This is a genomic window from Streptomyces longisporus, from assembly GCF_039532765.1.
Taxonomy (GTDB): domain Bacteria; phylum Actinomycetota; class Actinomycetes; order Streptomycetales; family Streptomycetaceae; genus Streptomyces; species Streptomyces longisporus.
In genome coordinates this window covers 284,846-298,471 of sequence record NZ_BAAASG010000017.1, presented here as the reverse complement: position 1 = coordinate 298,471, position 13,626 = coordinate 284,846, and the positions used below count along the sequence as shown (strand labels likewise).

Genomic DNA, 13,626 nt, shown 5'->3' with positions numbered 1-13,626 from the left:
CTGCGCGCGTAGATCGGGCCGGAAGATCCTTTTCCGTGGAGTATGTCCAAAATAATCCCTGTCCGGCCCCCGTTACCCGGTGTCCGGATAACGGAACCCTCCAGCCCGCATCACGTTTACGCATCCTTTCACCGCCAAGTCTGGCAACAGATCGCCAAAGCGTTGAAGACTCCCGCTCCAGGGGGGTTCGCCCCCGTGTACGACGGACTGATCACGCCGCCACCGCGGCAAAGTGCGGGCCGGCTACCGCCGGTTGAGAGGGGTCCCTGCCAGATGACGGCACCATTGCACGAGCCGACCGCTGAAGCGGCCCCGAGCGCGGCCGAAGAAGCGGCGGTCGCCACCGCCGGCGACAAGGCCGTACAGGGGCGTTCCCTGGGCCGGATCGCCTGGGAGCGCCTGAAGAGGGACAAACTCGCCCTCACAGGCGGCATCGTCGTGCTCGTACTCGTCGTGGTGGCGCTGCTCGCACCGGTGATCACCAGCCTCTACGGGCAGGACCCCGACGTCTACCACGAGAGCCTGATCGACCCGCTGTTCAGCACCCCCAAGGGGTCGCTCGGCGGCATCAGCGGCGACCACTGGCTGGGCGTCGAGCCGGTCAACGGCCGCGACATCTTCGCGCGCATCCTCTACGGCGCCCGGATCTCGCTCCTGGTCGGCTTCCTGTCCGCGATCGTCGCCGTGGTGCTCGGCACGATCCTCGGCATCCTGGCCGGCTTCTTCGGCGGCTGGGTCGACTCGATCATCAGCCGCGTCATGGACGGCCTGCTGGCCTTCCCGCAGCTGCTCTTCATCATCGCGCTGGTCTCCGTCATGCCGAACGAGATGCTCGGTCTGAGCGGCTCCAGCGTGCGCGTGTTCGTGATGATCCTGGTCATCGGCTTCTTCGGCTGGCCCTACATCGGACGCGTGGTGCGCGGCCAGACGCTCTCGCTGCGTGAGCGCGAGTACGTCGAGGCGGCCCGATCGCTGGGTGCCGGGCGGTTCTACATCCTGTTCAAGGAACTGCTGCCCAACCTCGTCGCCCCGATCATCGTCTACACGACGATGATGATCCCCACCAACATCCTCACCGAGGCGGCACTCAGCTTCCTGGGCGTGGGCGTCAAGCCCCCCACGTCCTCCTGGGGGCAGATGCTCTCGACTGCGATCGACTACTACGACTCGGACCCCATGTACATGGTCGTCCCCGGCGTGGCGATCTTCATCACCGTTCTGGCCTTCAACCTCTTCGGCGACGGCGTGCGGGACGCGCTCGACCCGAAGGGATCGCGCTGAACTGCCGTACCCCAAGCGTCCCGTGAGCACTCCCACGGGGTCTCTCATCAAAACCGGAGGAACCGAGATCGTGACTACCCAACGCACCTCAGGGCGGCGCAAGCAGGCGTTGGCCGCTGCTGCCGCGGTCGCCGGCATGCTGACCATGGCGGCGTGCGGCGGCGGCAGCGACAGCGGCGGTTCGAAGACGGGTGCGGCCGGCTTCGACGCGGCGAACAACAAGGTTGCCCAGGCCGATCAGGTCAAGAAGGGCGGCACGCTGAAGTTCGTCACCCCGCAGGACGCCGACTCGTGGGACACCACGCGTGGTTACTACGGCTTCATGTGGGACTTCGCGCGCTACTACAGCCGTCAGCTGCTCACCTACAAGACCGAGCCGGGCGCCGCGGGCGCCGAGGTCACCCCCGACCTCGCCACGGACGCCGGTCAGGTCTCGTCCGACGGCAAGACGTACACCTTCCACCTGCGTGACGGGATCACCTGGGAGGACGGCAAGCCGATCACCTCCCAGGACATCAAGTACGGCATCGAGCGCGTCTGGGCGCAGGACGTCCTGTCCGGCGGCCCGATCTACCTGCAGCAGATGCTGGATCCCAACAACACCTACAAGGGCCCGTACAAGGACACCTCGAAGGACAAGCTCGGCCTGAAGGCGATCGACACGCCCGACGCCAAGACGATCGTCTTCCACCTTCCCAAGGCGAACTCCGACTTCAAGCAGGTGCTGGCGATGGTCTCGGCCTCGCCGGTCCGCCAGGACATGGACACCAAGTCCAAGTACGGCCTGAAGCCGTTCTCCTCGGGCCCGTACAAGTTCCAGTCGTACAGCCCGGGCAAGTCGCTGGTGCTGGTGCGCAACACCGAGTGGAAGGCGTCCTCGGACCCGGTCCGCAAGGCGTACCCGGACAAGATCACTCTGGACATCTCCACCAACCAGAGCGACATGGACCAGCGTCTGATCAACGGCGACTACGACATCGACGCCAGCCAGACGGGCCTCGGCCCGCAGGGCCGCACCATCGCCCTGAAGCAGCACAAGGACAACCTGGACAACCCGGTCTCCGGCTTCATCCGCTACGCGGTCTTCCCGCAGAGCGTCAAGCCGTTCGACAACATCGACTGCCGCAAGGCCGTGATCTACGCCGCCGACCACGTGTCGCTGCAGACCGCGCGCGGTGGCCCGATCGCCGGTGGCGACATCGGCACCAACATGCTCCCGCCGTCGATCCCCGGTGGCGAGGGCCAGAAGTACGACCCGTACAAGATCGCCGGTGCCAACAAGAACGGCAACGTCGCCCTGGCCAAGCAGGCGCTGAAGGCCTGCGGCCAGCCGAACGGCTTCAAGACCACCATCGCCGTCCGCAACAACAAGACGCAGGAGGTGGCCACGGCCACGTCCCTGCAGGCGGCGCTGAAGCAGGTCGGCATCCAGGCCGACATCTACCAGTACGACGGCTCGCAGAGCGCCGGCATCATCGGCTCCCCGTCGAACGTGGCGAAGAAGAAGCTCGGCATCATCATCATGGGCTGGGGCCCGGACTTCCCGACCGTCCAGGGCTACGGCATCCCGCTGTGGAGCAGCCACTACATCCTGCAGAGCGGCAACAACAACTACGCCCTGATCAAGGACAAGACGATCGACGGTCTGTTCGACCAGTACAACGGTGAACTGAACGAGGCGAAGAAGACGCAGATCGCCACGGAGATCAACCACAAGGTGAGCGAGGGCGCGTACTACCTGCCCTTCACCTTCGAGCGGCTCCTGAACTGGCGTTCCTCGCGGATCGGCAACGTGTACACGACGAACGCGTACAGCGGCTACTACGACTTCGTCAACATCGGTCTGAAGTCCTCGAAGTAATCCCGGCACACCCGCCGTACGGCACGAAAGGCAGGTGAAGGCCGGCGCGGCGGGACCGCGGGCCACCGGACGACCTCCGGCGGCCCGCGGCCCCGCGGCGGGCCGTTAGCTGTGCTCGCTTACCTCATCAGGCGGCTGTTCGCCGCCGCAGTGATGCTGGTGGTCACCATCCTGGTGGTCTTCAGCATCTTCTTCCTCGTCCCCAAGTGGGCGGGCGTGGACATCGCCACGAGCTTCGTGGGCAAGCAGGCCGACCCCGCGGCGGTGGAAGCGGTGCGGACGAAGCTGGGTCTGAGCGACCCGATCTTCATCCAGGTCTGGCACTTCTTCAAGGGCATCTTCGTGGGCCGCACCTACGCGGCCGGCGGCGACATCACCCACTGCTCCGCGCCGTGCTTCGGCTACTCCTTCCGCAGCGAGCAGGCTGTCTGGCCGGTGCTGACCGACCGCTTCCCGGTGACCCTGGGTCTCGCGCTCGGTGCCGCCGTCCTGTGGCTGGTCTTCGGTGTCGCGGCCGGTGTGCTCTCCGCGCTCAAGCGGGGCAGCCTCTGGGACCGCGGTGCCATGGTCGTCGCCCTCAGCGGTGTGTCCCTGCCGATCTACTTCACCGGCCTGCTGGCCTCCGCCATCTTCGTCTTCGGACTGAAATGGATGGACGGCAAGTACGTGCCGCTCAGTCAGAGCGTGTCCGGCTACCTCGGCGGCATGATCCTGCCCTGGATCACCCTCGCGTTCCTCTATGCGGCGATGTACGCCCGGATCACCCGCGCCACCATGCTGGAGATCCTCGGCGAGGACTACATCCGCACGGCCCGCGCGAAGGGCCTCACGGAACAGGTCGTCATCGGCAAGCACGCCATGCGCTCCACGATGACGCCCATCCTGACCATGCTCGGCATGGACCTCGGCGCCCTCATCGGCGGCGCGATCCTGACCGAGACGACGTTCAGCCTGCCGGGCCTCGGCCAGGCGGTGCTGACCGCCATCAAGAACCAGGACCTGCCCATCATTCTGGGCGTCACCCTGATCACTTCTCTCGCGGTGCTGATCGCCAACCTCGTGGTGGACGTCCTGTACGCCGTGATCGACCCCCGAGTGAGGCTCGCATGACGGAACTGAGCAAGAGCGGAGCGGCCGTGGGCGAGCCCACGGGCACCTCGCCCGCCCCGACCTCCTTCCTCGAAGTGCGCGACCTGAAGGTGCACTTCCCGACCGACGACGGCCTGGTCAAGTCCGTCGACGGGCTCTCCTTCAAGCTGGAGAAGGGCAAGACCCTCGGCATCGTGGGCGAGTCGGGTTCCGGGAAGTCGGTGACCTCGCTCGGCATCATGGGTCTGCACACGGCCGGCCAGTACGGCAAGCGCAAGGCGCAGATCTCCGGCGAGATCTGGCTGGACGGCACCGAGCTGCTGACCGCCGACCCGGACGAGGTGCGCAAGCTGCGCGGGCGTCAGATGGCGATGATCTTCCAGGATCCGCTGTCCGCGCTGCACCCGTACTACACGATCGGCCAGCAGATCGTGGAGGCGTACCGCATCCACCACAACGTCGACAAGAAGACCGCGAAGAAGCGCGCGGTCGAGATGCTCGACCGGGTGGGCATTCCGCAGCCGGACAAGCGGGTGGACAGCTACCCGCACGAGTTCTCCGGCGGTATGCGCCAGCGGGCGATGATCGCGATGTCGCTGGTCAACAACCCCGAGCTGCTCATCGCGGACGAGCCGACGACCGCCCTGGACGTGACCGTCCAGGCGCAGATCCTCGACCTGATCCGGGATCTGCAGAAGGAGTTCGGCTCCGCGGTCATCATCATCACCCACGACCTGGGCGTCGTCGCCGAGCTCGCCGACGACATCCTGGTGATGTACGGCGGCCGCTGCGTCGAGCGGGGTCCGGCGGAGAAGGTGTTCTACGAGCCCCGCCACCCCTACACCTGGGGCCTGCTCGGCTCGATGCCGCGCCTGGACCGGGAGCAGCAGGAGCGCCTGATCCCGGTGAAGGGCTCCCCGCCCTCCCTGATCAACGTCCCGTCCGGCTGCGCCTTCAACCCGCGCTGCCCGTACGCCGACGTCCCGAAGGACAACGTCACCCGCACGGTCCGCCCCGAGCTGACCGAGGTCGGCAGCCAGCACTGGGCCGCCTGCCACATGACGCAGGAGCAGCGGGAACGCATCTGGACCGAAGAGATTGCGCCGAAGCTGTGAGCGAGAACCCTAAGGACACAGCCGTGACCCTTCCCGCGCAGAGCGACGGTGCCACCCTCACCAAGGACGCCGCCCCCGGCGAGACCCTGCTGAAGGTGACCGGGCTCCAGAAGCACTTCCCGATCAAGAAGGGCCTGCTCCAGCGGCAGGTCGGGGCCGTGCACGCGGTCGACGGCATCGACTTCGAGGTCAGGGCCGGTGAGACCCTCGGCGTCGTGGGCGAGTCCGGCTGCGGCAAGTCGACGATGGGCCGGCTGATCACCCGGCTACTCGAACCGACCGGCGGCAAGGTGGAGTTCGAGGGCAAGGACATCACGCACCTCGGGGTGAGCGGCATGCGTCCGCTGCGCCGCGATGTGCAGATGATCTTCCAGGACCCGTACTCCTCGCTGAACCCGCGCCACACCATCGGCACGATCGTCGGCGCTCCCTTCCGGCTGCAGGGCGTCGAGCCCGAGGGCGGCATCAAGAAGGAAGTGCAGCGGCTGCTGTCGGTGGTCGGTCTCAACCCCGAGCACTACAACCGCTATCCGCACGAGTTCTCCGGCGGTCAGCGCCAGCGCATCGGCATCGCCCGCGCGCTCGCCCTGAACCCGAAGCTGGTCGTGGCGGACGAGCCGGTCTCCGCGCTGGACGTGTCGATCCAGGCGCAGGTCGTCAACCTGCTGGACGACCTCCAGCAGGAGCTGGGCCTGACGTACGTGATCATCGCGCACGACCTCTCCGTCGTCCGGCACGTCTCGGACCGGATCGCGGTGATGTACCTCGGCAAGATCGTGGAGCTGGCCGACCGCGAGTCGCTGTACCGGGCGCCGATGCACCCGTACACCAAGGCGCTGATGTCGGCGGTGCCGATCCCGGACCCGCGGCGCAAGAACGCCAAGAGCGAGCGCATCCTGCTCAAGGGCGACGTGCCCTCGCCGATCTCCCCGCCGAGCGGCTGCCGCTTCCACACCCGGTGCTGGAAGGCGACGCAGATCTGCAAGACGACCGAGCCGAAGCTCGTCGAGCTCAAGCCCGGCCAGCAGGTCGCCTGCCACCACCCGGAGAACTTCGAGGACCAGGCCCCGCAGGACACCGTCCTGCTGACGATCGCCAAGGAGGCGGCCGAGCTGGTCGCGGACGAGGTGCTCGCGGAGTCGGCGGAGACGTCGGCGGCGGTGGCGGCGGAGGTCGCGGAGATCGAGGCCGAGGCGGCAGCGGAGGAGCCCGCGGAGGCGGCGCCCGCTGCCGAGTCCGGCAATCCGGAAACCGCCGGCGAGAAGTAGACCGAAATCCGTCAAGGCGAAATGCCCCGGCAGTCCGAACGGACTGCCGGGGCATGTCGTATGTCGGCAAGCTTTTTCAGGTCAGGAATTCGTCTCCCAGTAATGCCAACCGACCGAGGTCGCCGGAAGTTTCGCCGTGCCCGTCGCCAGAACCGTCGTGCTGCAGTTCGGGTTGGTGCGGTTGGACTCCCAGCCGACCTTGTAGCCGTTGGAGCCGTACTGCAGGTTGCCGTACTTGTGGGAGCTGATGTTGTGCGAGTACGTGTGGCCGGTGGTGACCGCCACGGACTTGGTGATGCTGCCGCTCACGGAGGCCTTGGCCGAGGCGAACAGGTAGCTCGCGCTGACCTCCAGCGAGGTGGAGAGGCTGTAGGAGATGGTGGTGGCCCTGGTCACGGAGGCTGTCATGGTGCCGCCCGGGCCGTCCTTGAAGTAGGCGCCGCTCGCGGGGAGCCGGTAGGCCTGGTGGGAGGTGATGAGCACCCCGTAGGTCACCGGGCACTGCCTGGGCATGGCCGATGCCGGTGCAGCCGCCGCCACGACCGGCGCAGTCGTGGCCATCAGGAGCGCGCCCAGCATTGCTCTCTTGCGCATGGAATTTCCCCCATTTAAGTGGTCCGGTTCCCGCTTCAGCGGAAACCGTCAAGACGCGAGCGAGCCTATGGATTTTGACAGGGGCCGGTCAATCAAAGGCCGCGGGATTGAGGAAGAACTGAGCTTCGCGCTTTACTCGATGAAGTCTCTGGCAAAGCTCTCGCCAAGCCCGTAGACCGCGAGGTCGTGATGGGGCACAGGGTCGGACAGGAGTCAACTTCCCAGTAGCGCATGACGACTTGGCAAAGTCATGTCCATGTCGATGCAGCGGAGTGCAGAGTCGGGCGTATCCGTCTGATCGGACTACGAACCGAAGGGGCTACTCATGGCACTCTCCCGTTCGGCACGCTTAGGGGCCGTCGCGACCGCGGCGGCCTCTTTCCTTGTCATCGCCGCTTCCTCCGCCCCCACTCCGGGCGCCCCGGGCATCGGCGACACCTACTTCCCGAATCTCGGCAACGGCGGCTTCGACGCCCGCCACTACGACCTCGATGTGGCGTACAACCCGGACACCGACCGCCTCGACGGCCGTACGACGCTCACCGCCCGCGCCACCCAGACCCTCTCCTCCTTCGATCTGGACCTGCAGAAGCTGGAGGTCACCGGGGTCGAAGTGAACGGCAGACGCGCCGGGTTCACCCGGGACGGCGACGAACTGCGCATCACGCCGAAGGGAGTGCTCCCCAAGGGGCACACCTTCAAGGTCACCGTCACCTACGGCGGCGTCCCCGAACCCCTCAACGGCCCCATCGTCTTCGGCTCCGACTACGGCTGGATGAAGACCCCCGACGGCGTCTTCGTCGCCTGCGAACCCAACGCCGCCTCCACCTGGTTCCCGTCCAGCGACCACCCCGACGACAAGGCCACGTACGACATCCGTATCAAGGCGCCGAAGGGGCTGACCGCCGTCTCCAACGGCCGTCTCGTCTCGACGTACGACAAGGGCGACTCGACGTACACCCACTGGCGCGAGTCGAAGCCCATGGCCACCTACCTGGCGACCGCCACCATCGGGAAGTTCGACGTCAAGACCGGCACCACCCCTTCCGGGATCCCGATCTACGTCGCCATCGACCCGGTGCTCGCCAACAGCAACAACGTCGACGTGTACGCCGTCACCGCGGCGGCCACCGACTACTGGTCGCAGGTCTTCGGGCCGTACCCCTTCGAGGAGACCGGCGCGATCGTCGACGACATGCCCCAGGCCGGGTTCTCGCTGGAGGTGCAGAGCAAGCCGGCGTACTCGGCCGTGCGCAACGAGACGACGATCGTGCACGAGCTCGCCCACCAGTGGTTCGGCGACTCGGTCTCGGTCGAGCGCTGGAAGGACATCTGGCTCAACGAGGGCTTCGCCACCTACGCCCAGTGGCTGTGGGCCGAGCACCAGGGCACCCGCAGCGCCCACGACTCCTTCCTGGCCGCCTACAACGCCCGCGCCGCCGACAACCCGTTCTGGCAGATCACCGTCGCCGACCCGCAGCGCGACACCATGTTCGCCTCCGCGGTCTATCAGCGAGGCGCGATGACGCTTCAGGCGCTGCGGGAACGCATCGGCGACAAGGCGTTCTTCGAGCTGCTGCCGACCTGGACGAGGATCCACCGCTACGGCAACGCCAACACCGGGCAGTTCGTCAGGCTCGCGGAGAAGATCTCCGGGCAGAACCTCGACGACCTGTTCCAGAAGTGGATCTACACCACCGGCAAACCGGCCCTGTGAGGGCCGTGAGAACCCCCGAGTAAGAATGTGGGGTGCTCAGCCAACTGTTCAGTCCCTCCGTCCAGCACACGCTCGACCTCGTCGGCATCTTCGTGTTCGCCATCTCCGGCGCGCTGCTGGCCGTCCGCAAGAACTTCGACGTCTTCGGCATCGCCGTGCTCGCCGAGGTCACCGCGCTGGGCGGAGGGCTGTTCCGGGACCTGATCATCGGGGCGGTGCCCCCGGCCGCCTTCACGGACCTGGGCTACTTCATCACCCCGCTCCTGGCCGCCCTCATGGTCGTCTTCCTGCACCCGCACGTGGAGCGCATCCAGGTCGCCGTGAACGTCTTCGACGCGGCCGGCCTCGGTCTGTTCTGCGTCGCCGGGACGATCAAGGCGTACGCGTACGGTCTCGGCCTCACCCAGTCCGCGACCCTCGGCCTCGCCACCGCCGTCGGGGGCGGTGTGCTCAGGGACGTCCTCGCCAACGAGGTGCCGTCACTGCTGCGCTGGGACCGCGATCTGTACGCGGTCCCAGCGATGGTCGGCTCCACCATGGCCGTCCTGTGCATCCGCTACGACGCCCTGACCCCCTTCACCAGCGGACTCGCGGTCGTCACCGCCTTCGTGTTGCGCCTGCTTGCGATGAAGTACCACTGGCGAGCGCCGCGTGCGTGGAACCGCCGGTCGACTGTGCGGGAGGAGTAGCGCTCCGTGCCCGCCCACGGTGCTGGCCCATCTCCACGGAGAGCCAGCGGAATGACGGGACCACCTGCGGACGCCACAGCGCCATGGTGTGTCCGCCCGCGCTCTTCGGGATGAAGACGACATGCACGGTCGTCGGTGCCTTCGCGATCTGTTCGAGGCCGACGCCGGCCTCGTAGCCGTCGTGCGGCTGGCCGGAGACGTACAGCGCGATCCGGGGCGGGGTGGGTGACTTCTTCAGCAGCAGGAAGGGGTTGTTCTCGGCCCGGACCGTCGGGTTCTGCGCGGCGAGCGAGTTGCGTTCGCCGATCGGGTCGTTGTAGCCGGACATGCTGATCGCGGCCATGTAGCGGTTCGGGTGCGCGACGGCCAGCTTGACCGCGCAGTGCGCCCCGGCCGAGTACCCGGCGACCGCCCAGCCCTTGGGAGCCGGCTGGGCACGGAAGTTGTCCATGACCATCTTCGGTACGTCGATGCTGAGCCAGGTGTCGGCGTTGACCTGGCCCGGGGTGTTGGCGCAGCCCGTGTCCACGCCGGCCAGCAGGTTGGTGCGCGGGGCGACCAGGATGAACGGCGCGACCTGCCCGCTGCGCATCAGCGGGGCCAGCTGCTGGGTCACCTTCATCGACCCGAACCACGCCTTCGCCGAGCCCGGGTAGCCGGGGAGCAGTTCGACCACGGGGAAGTTGTGGTTGCGGTAGCTGGGGTCGTCGTACTGCGGCGGCAGCCACACGTAGACCTCGGCGTTCACGCCGGAGACACGGCCCTTGAGCTCGGTCTGGCGCACGCCGCGCATGCCCGGGCCGGTGGCCGGGGTGAAGTCCTGCTTCACCTTGGGCAACCGTTTCAGCGCTATTCCGCCGGTACCGTCGGCACCAAGGTTGGCCGCCTGCTGCACATGGTTGCCCGTGCCGAGCAGGTCGGCCCAGTTGTCGTACAGGTTGTTCGCGTTGTTGATGAAGACGAAGACCAGCGCGACCGCCGTCCCCTGGGCGAACAGCAGCATCAACACGCGGGCCGCCGCGCGCAGGGCTTTTGGCCCGCGCATCCGCGTCCACAGCACGAGCGGCAGTATCAGGGCGATCGCGAACAGCACGATCAGCGTGTAGAGGAACGGAGTCCCGGTGAGGCTCATGTCCCCATAGAGGGGGAGAGGCGCCTCGGGGTTGAGGACGAGTGCGGGCACTTACCAAGAAATTGCCGGAACCTCACCCGGGAGGACGGCGGCCGAACGAATGTGTCATGCGCCCGTAACGTGAAAAGCTACCGCTTAGTAGTTTGTCGTTGTACGGTTCAGGCATGCCAGAAGCAGCTTCCGCGCAGGCCACGAGGGCCGCCATCGGTGACAGTGAGTTCGACCGGGACACCGCGCTCGCCCTGCGCGCACCCGGCGTGTACGACATCGACCTCTCCGCCGGCTGGACCATCATCAACGCCGTCAACGGCGGCTATCTGCTGGCCGTCCTGGGCCGCGCCCTCGCGGACGCCCTGCCGCACGCCGACCCGTTCACCATCTCGGCGCACTATCTGACGGCGTCCCAGCCGGGCCCGGCGGTCGTCCGCACCGACGTCGTCCGCACGGGCCGCACCCTGTCGACCGGCCAGGCCTCGCTCTTCCAGTACGACGAGCAGGGCCGCGAGGTGGAACGCATCCGCGTCCTCGCCTCCTACGGCGACCTGGACGCACTCCCGGACGACGTGCGGACCACGGCCGTCCCGCCGGAGTTCCCGCCCATGGACCAGTGCTTCGGCCCCCAGGACGGGCCGGCCCCCGTCTCCGGCAGCTCGGCGATCGCCGACCGCCTGATGATCAAGATCGACCCGGCCACCCTCGGCTGGGCGGTCGGCGCACCGTCCGGGAAGGGCGAGATGCGCGCCTGGTTCGGCCTGGCGGACGGCCGGGACGCCGACCCGCTCTCCCTCCTCCTGGCGGTGGACGCACTCCCGCCCACGGCCTTCGAACTCGGCCTGAAGGGCTGGGTGCCCACGGTGGAGCTCACGGTCCACGTCCGCTCCCGCCCGGCCCCCGGCCCCCTCCGCGTCTCGATCACCACCCGCAACCTGGCCGGCGGCTTCCTGGAGGAGGACGCGGAGGTCTGGGACAGCAACGACCGCCTGGTCGCCCAGTCCCGCCAGCTGGCCCGCGTGAGGCTCGGCTGAGTCAGGCGCTCCGCGGGTTGCGCGGGGGACCCGTTCGGTCTGAACGGCCTCGTCCTCAAACGCCGGACGGGCTGGGTTGGCTGAGCCGAATTCAGCCCCTCCGGCGTTTGAGGAGCGGGGGCCCGGGGGCCGGCCCCCGGGTCGGGGCAAGAAGGGGCGGCGGGGGCGATCAGGCTCGGCTGAGCGGAGCCCGGCCGAGCCAGGCTGCCAACTGGCGGTAGGTGTCGGCTCCTTCAGGGGCCGGCAGGACGTCGGCGAAGGGGGTCTCGTCGTCGCGCTGCGGGTCGGGCAGGACGCGGCGGGCGGTGGCGAGGGCGAACTCGGCCAGGTCCGGGTCGAGGTCCAGGGGGTGGCCCAGGGACTCGGAGAGGTCCCAGGTGTGGGTCACCAGTTCCATCACGTACCCCGACAGGGCCGCGCGGCCCGGTACCTCGCCCCAGGGGACGCGCACCGGGGCTTCCATGCGGTCGTCGCTCGCCCAGGCCTTGAGGACCCGGGTGCGGACCTCGTCGTACACGCCCGTCCAGTCGTCGTCGGCCACATCGTCCGTGAACGGGTGCACCGCGAGCCCGTCGCCGCCCTCGCCGACCACCGCGATGCGCAGGCTGCCGCCGACGATGTGACCGAGCAGGGTCCGCACGTCGAACTCGGTGCACGGGGTCGGGCCGGCCAGCTGCTCGGGACGTACCGTCTTGATGAGCGCCGCCGCCTGCTCGGTGGCGCGGGCGTACACGGGACGGGGGTCGATGGCGTTCATGGCGTTCATGGGGACCTCTCTCTGAAGGGCTTGGGTCAGAGAGTCGCCGCATAACCTGACAGTTTCCGTCAACATTTGCCGGAGACCTTCGCGCGGCGCGATTCTGGTGCCGTGAAGTCCGACCGACTGCTCTCGATCCTGCTGCTCCTGCAGACCCGCGGCCGCGTCCCCGCGCATGAACTCGCCGACCGGCTGGAGGTGTCGGTGCGGACCATCTACCGGGACGTAGAGGCCCTGTCCGCCTCCGGTGTCCCGGTGTACGCCGAGCGCGGGCGGCACGGCGGCATCGAGCTGCTTGCCGGGTTCCGTACGGATGTCACGGGGCTGACCGCGGACGAGTCACGCGCCCTGTTCATCCTCGCCGCCCAGGGCGCACACGCCGCGCTCGGCCTGGACGCGGCGCTCGGCTCGGCGCTGCGCAAGGTGATGGCCGCGCTGCCGGCGCCGTACCGCCCCGCCGCCGAGGTGACCTCCCGCCGCATCCTCGTCGACGCCACGCGCTGGAAGGGCGGTCCGCAGCCCGCCGTCGACCTGGACACCCTGCAGGACGCCGTCTTCGCCGACCGGCGGCTGCGGCTGCGCTACCGGCACAGCGGGGCGCAGGAGGCACGGACGTACACCGTCGACCCGTACGGACTCGTGTCGAAGGCGGGCATCTGGTACCTCGTCGCCGACCGGCGCGCGAAACCGCAGCTCTTCCGCGCCGACCGGGTGCGGTCCGCCGCCGTCCTGGACGAGGACGTGAAGCGGCGGCCGGGTGTCGAACTCGCCGATGTCTGGGAGGTGCTGCGCCGCCAGGTCGAGGAGCGTCCCGGCGGGCTCGACGTCACCGTCCGCGTCCGCCGCGACCGCCTCGACATGTTCCTGCGCCTGCACGCCGCACAGCTCGCCGAACTCCCCGAGGACGACGGCGAGGCCGAGTGGGTGACCGCGCGGCTCTCGTACGGCGTCGTCGGTCAGGCGCGCCAGCTGCTTCAGTTCGCCGACCACGTGGAGGTCCTCTCGCCGCCCGAGGTGCGCGCGGAACTGGCCGCCGCGGCCGCTTCCGTCACGGACCTGTACCAGCGAGTAGGCGAGAGCGGTCAGTGAAGCCGCAGG

General features: G+C 68.2%; 12 protein-coding genes. 9 read left to right on the top strand and 3 right to left on the bottom strand.

From position 1 onward, the window contains the following. The first annotated feature begins 273 nt into the window (after nucleotides 1-273). From ABD355_RS35125 to ABD355_RS35105, 5 genes are all read left to right on the top strand, one after another. Nucleotides 274-1,281 carry an ABC transporter permease gene (locus tag ABD355_RS35125; protein ID WP_344404979.1) on the top strand — a complete coding sequence of 336 codons (1,008 nt, stop codon included), beginning with the start codon at nucleotides 274-276 and terminating at the stop codon, nucleotides 1,279-1,281. 70 nt (nucleotides 1,282-1,351) lie between these two features. Continuing rightward, the gene (locus ABD355_RS35120) at nucleotides 1,352-3,142 is read left to right on the top strand and encodes an ABC transporter substrate-binding protein (RefSeq protein WP_344404977.1); all 1,791 of its coding nucleotides are present in this window, start codon (nucleotides 1,352-1,354) and stop codon (nucleotides 3,140-3,142) included. A 111-nt stretch (nucleotides 3,143-3,253) separates the two neighbouring features. Next, nucleotides 3,254-4,252 (top strand): ABC transporter permease, encoded by a 999-nt coding sequence (locus ABD355_RS35115; RefSeq protein WP_344404975.1) that lies wholly within the window; start codon nucleotides 3,254-3,256, stop codon nucleotides 4,250-4,252. Further along, nucleotides 4,249-5,346: an ABC transporter ATP-binding protein gene (locus tag ABD355_RS35110; protein WP_344404974.1), complete on the top strand. Its 1,098-nt coding sequence runs from the start codon at nucleotides 4,249-4,251 to the stop codon at nucleotides 5,344-5,346. Before ABD355_RS35115 ends, ABD355_RS35110 begins: the two co-directional genes overlap by 4 nt. A gap of 23 nt (nucleotides 5,347-5,369) precedes the next feature. Then, nucleotides 5,370-6,614: an ABC transporter ATP-binding protein gene (locus ABD355_RS35105; protein ID WP_344404973.1), complete on the top strand. Its 1,245-nt coding sequence runs from the start codon at nucleotides 5,370-5,372 to the stop codon at nucleotides 6,612-6,614. Between the two features lie 81 nt (nucleotides 6,615-6,695). Here ABD355_RS35105 and ABD355_RS35100 read toward each other — a convergent pair whose 3' ends face one another. Next, entirely contained in the window at nucleotides 6,696-7,208 is a 513-nt protein-coding gene (locus ABD355_RS35100; RefSeq protein ID WP_344404972.1) for a hypothetical protein, read from the bottom strand. A 325-nt stretch (nucleotides 7,209-7,533) separates the two neighbouring features. On the opposite strand from ABD355_RS35100, the gene ABD355_RS35095 reads away from it, so the two are divergent. Both ABD355_RS35095 and ABD355_RS35090 read left to right on the top strand, forming a co-directional pair. After that, complete coding sequence (locus ABD355_RS35095) at nucleotides 7,534-8,925, top strand: M1 family metallopeptidase (protein WP_344404970.1); 1,392 nt, start codon at nucleotides 7,534-7,536, stop codon at nucleotides 8,923-8,925. Nucleotides 8,926-8,957: 32 nt separating this feature from the next. After that, on the top strand, nucleotides 8,958-9,614 hold the full coding sequence (locus ABD355_RS35090; protein ID WP_344404969.1) for a trimeric intracellular cation channel family protein: 657 nt from the start codon (nucleotides 8,958-8,960) through the stop codon (nucleotides 9,612-9,614). On the opposite strand, the gene ABD355_RS35085 is transcribed toward ABD355_RS35090, so the two are convergent. After that, nucleotides 9,523-10,746, bottom strand: a complete 1,224-nt coding sequence (locus ABD355_RS35085; protein ID WP_344404967.1) for an alpha/beta hydrolase — start codon at nucleotides 10,744-10,746, stop codon at nucleotides 9,523-9,525. The two genes, ABD355_RS35090 and ABD355_RS35085, sit on opposite strands and share 92 nt — an antisense overlap. Before the next feature lie 164 nt (nucleotides 10,747-10,910). Here ABD355_RS35085 and ABD355_RS35080 point away from each other — a divergent pair, with 164 nt between their 5' ends. Further along, a complete protein-coding gene (locus ABD355_RS35080) occupies nucleotides 10,911-11,771 on the top strand; it encodes a thioesterase family protein (protein WP_344404966.1) in 861 nt (286 codons plus the stop codon). 169 nt (nucleotides 11,772-11,940) lie between these two features. Here ABD355_RS35080 and ABD355_RS35075 read toward each other — a convergent pair whose 3' ends face one another. Next, nucleotides 11,941-12,528 (bottom strand): TIGR03086 family metal-binding protein, encoded by a 588-nt coding sequence (locus ABD355_RS35075; RefSeq protein WP_344405034.1) that lies wholly within the window; start codon nucleotides 12,526-12,528, stop codon nucleotides 11,941-11,943. Between the two features lie 111 nt (nucleotides 12,529-12,639). On the opposite strand from ABD355_RS35075, the gene ABD355_RS35070 reads away from it, so the two are divergent. Continuing rightward, nucleotides 12,640-13,617: a helix-turn-helix transcriptional regulator gene (locus tag ABD355_RS35070; RefSeq protein WP_344404964.1), complete on the top strand. Its 978-nt coding sequence runs from the start codon at nucleotides 12,640-12,642 to the stop codon at nucleotides 13,615-13,617. The last annotated feature ends 9 nt before the right edge of the window (nucleotides 13,618-13,626 follow it).

Coding starts and splice junctions, on each gene's coding strand:
- ABD355_RS35125 (WP_344404979.1), top strand. CDS start 274: ATGACGGCACCATTGCACGAGCCGACCGCTGAAGCGGCCCCGAGCGCG.
- ABD355_RS35110 (WP_344404974.1), top strand. CDS start 4,249: ATGACGGAACTGAGCAAGAGCGGAGCGGCCGTGGGCGAGCCCACGGGC.
- ABD355_RS35100 (WP_344404972.1), bottom strand. CDS start 7,208: ATGCGCAAGAGAGCAATGCTGGGCGCGCTCCTGATGGCCACGACTGCG.
- ABD355_RS35095 (WP_344404970.1), top strand. CDS start 7,534: ATGGCACTCTCCCGTTCGGCACGCTTAGGGGCCGTCGCGACCGCGGCG.
- ABD355_RS35085 (WP_344404967.1), bottom strand. CDS start 10,746: ATGAGCCTCACCGGGACTCCGTTCCTCTACACGCTGATCGTGCTGTTC.
- ABD355_RS35080 (WP_344404966.1), top strand. CDS start 10,911: ATGCCAGAAGCAGCTTCCGCGCAGGCCACGAGGGCCGCCATCGGTGAC.
- ABD355_RS35075 (WP_344405034.1), bottom strand. CDS start 12,528: ATGAACGCCATCGACCCCCGTCCCGTGTACGCCCGCGCCACCGAGCAG.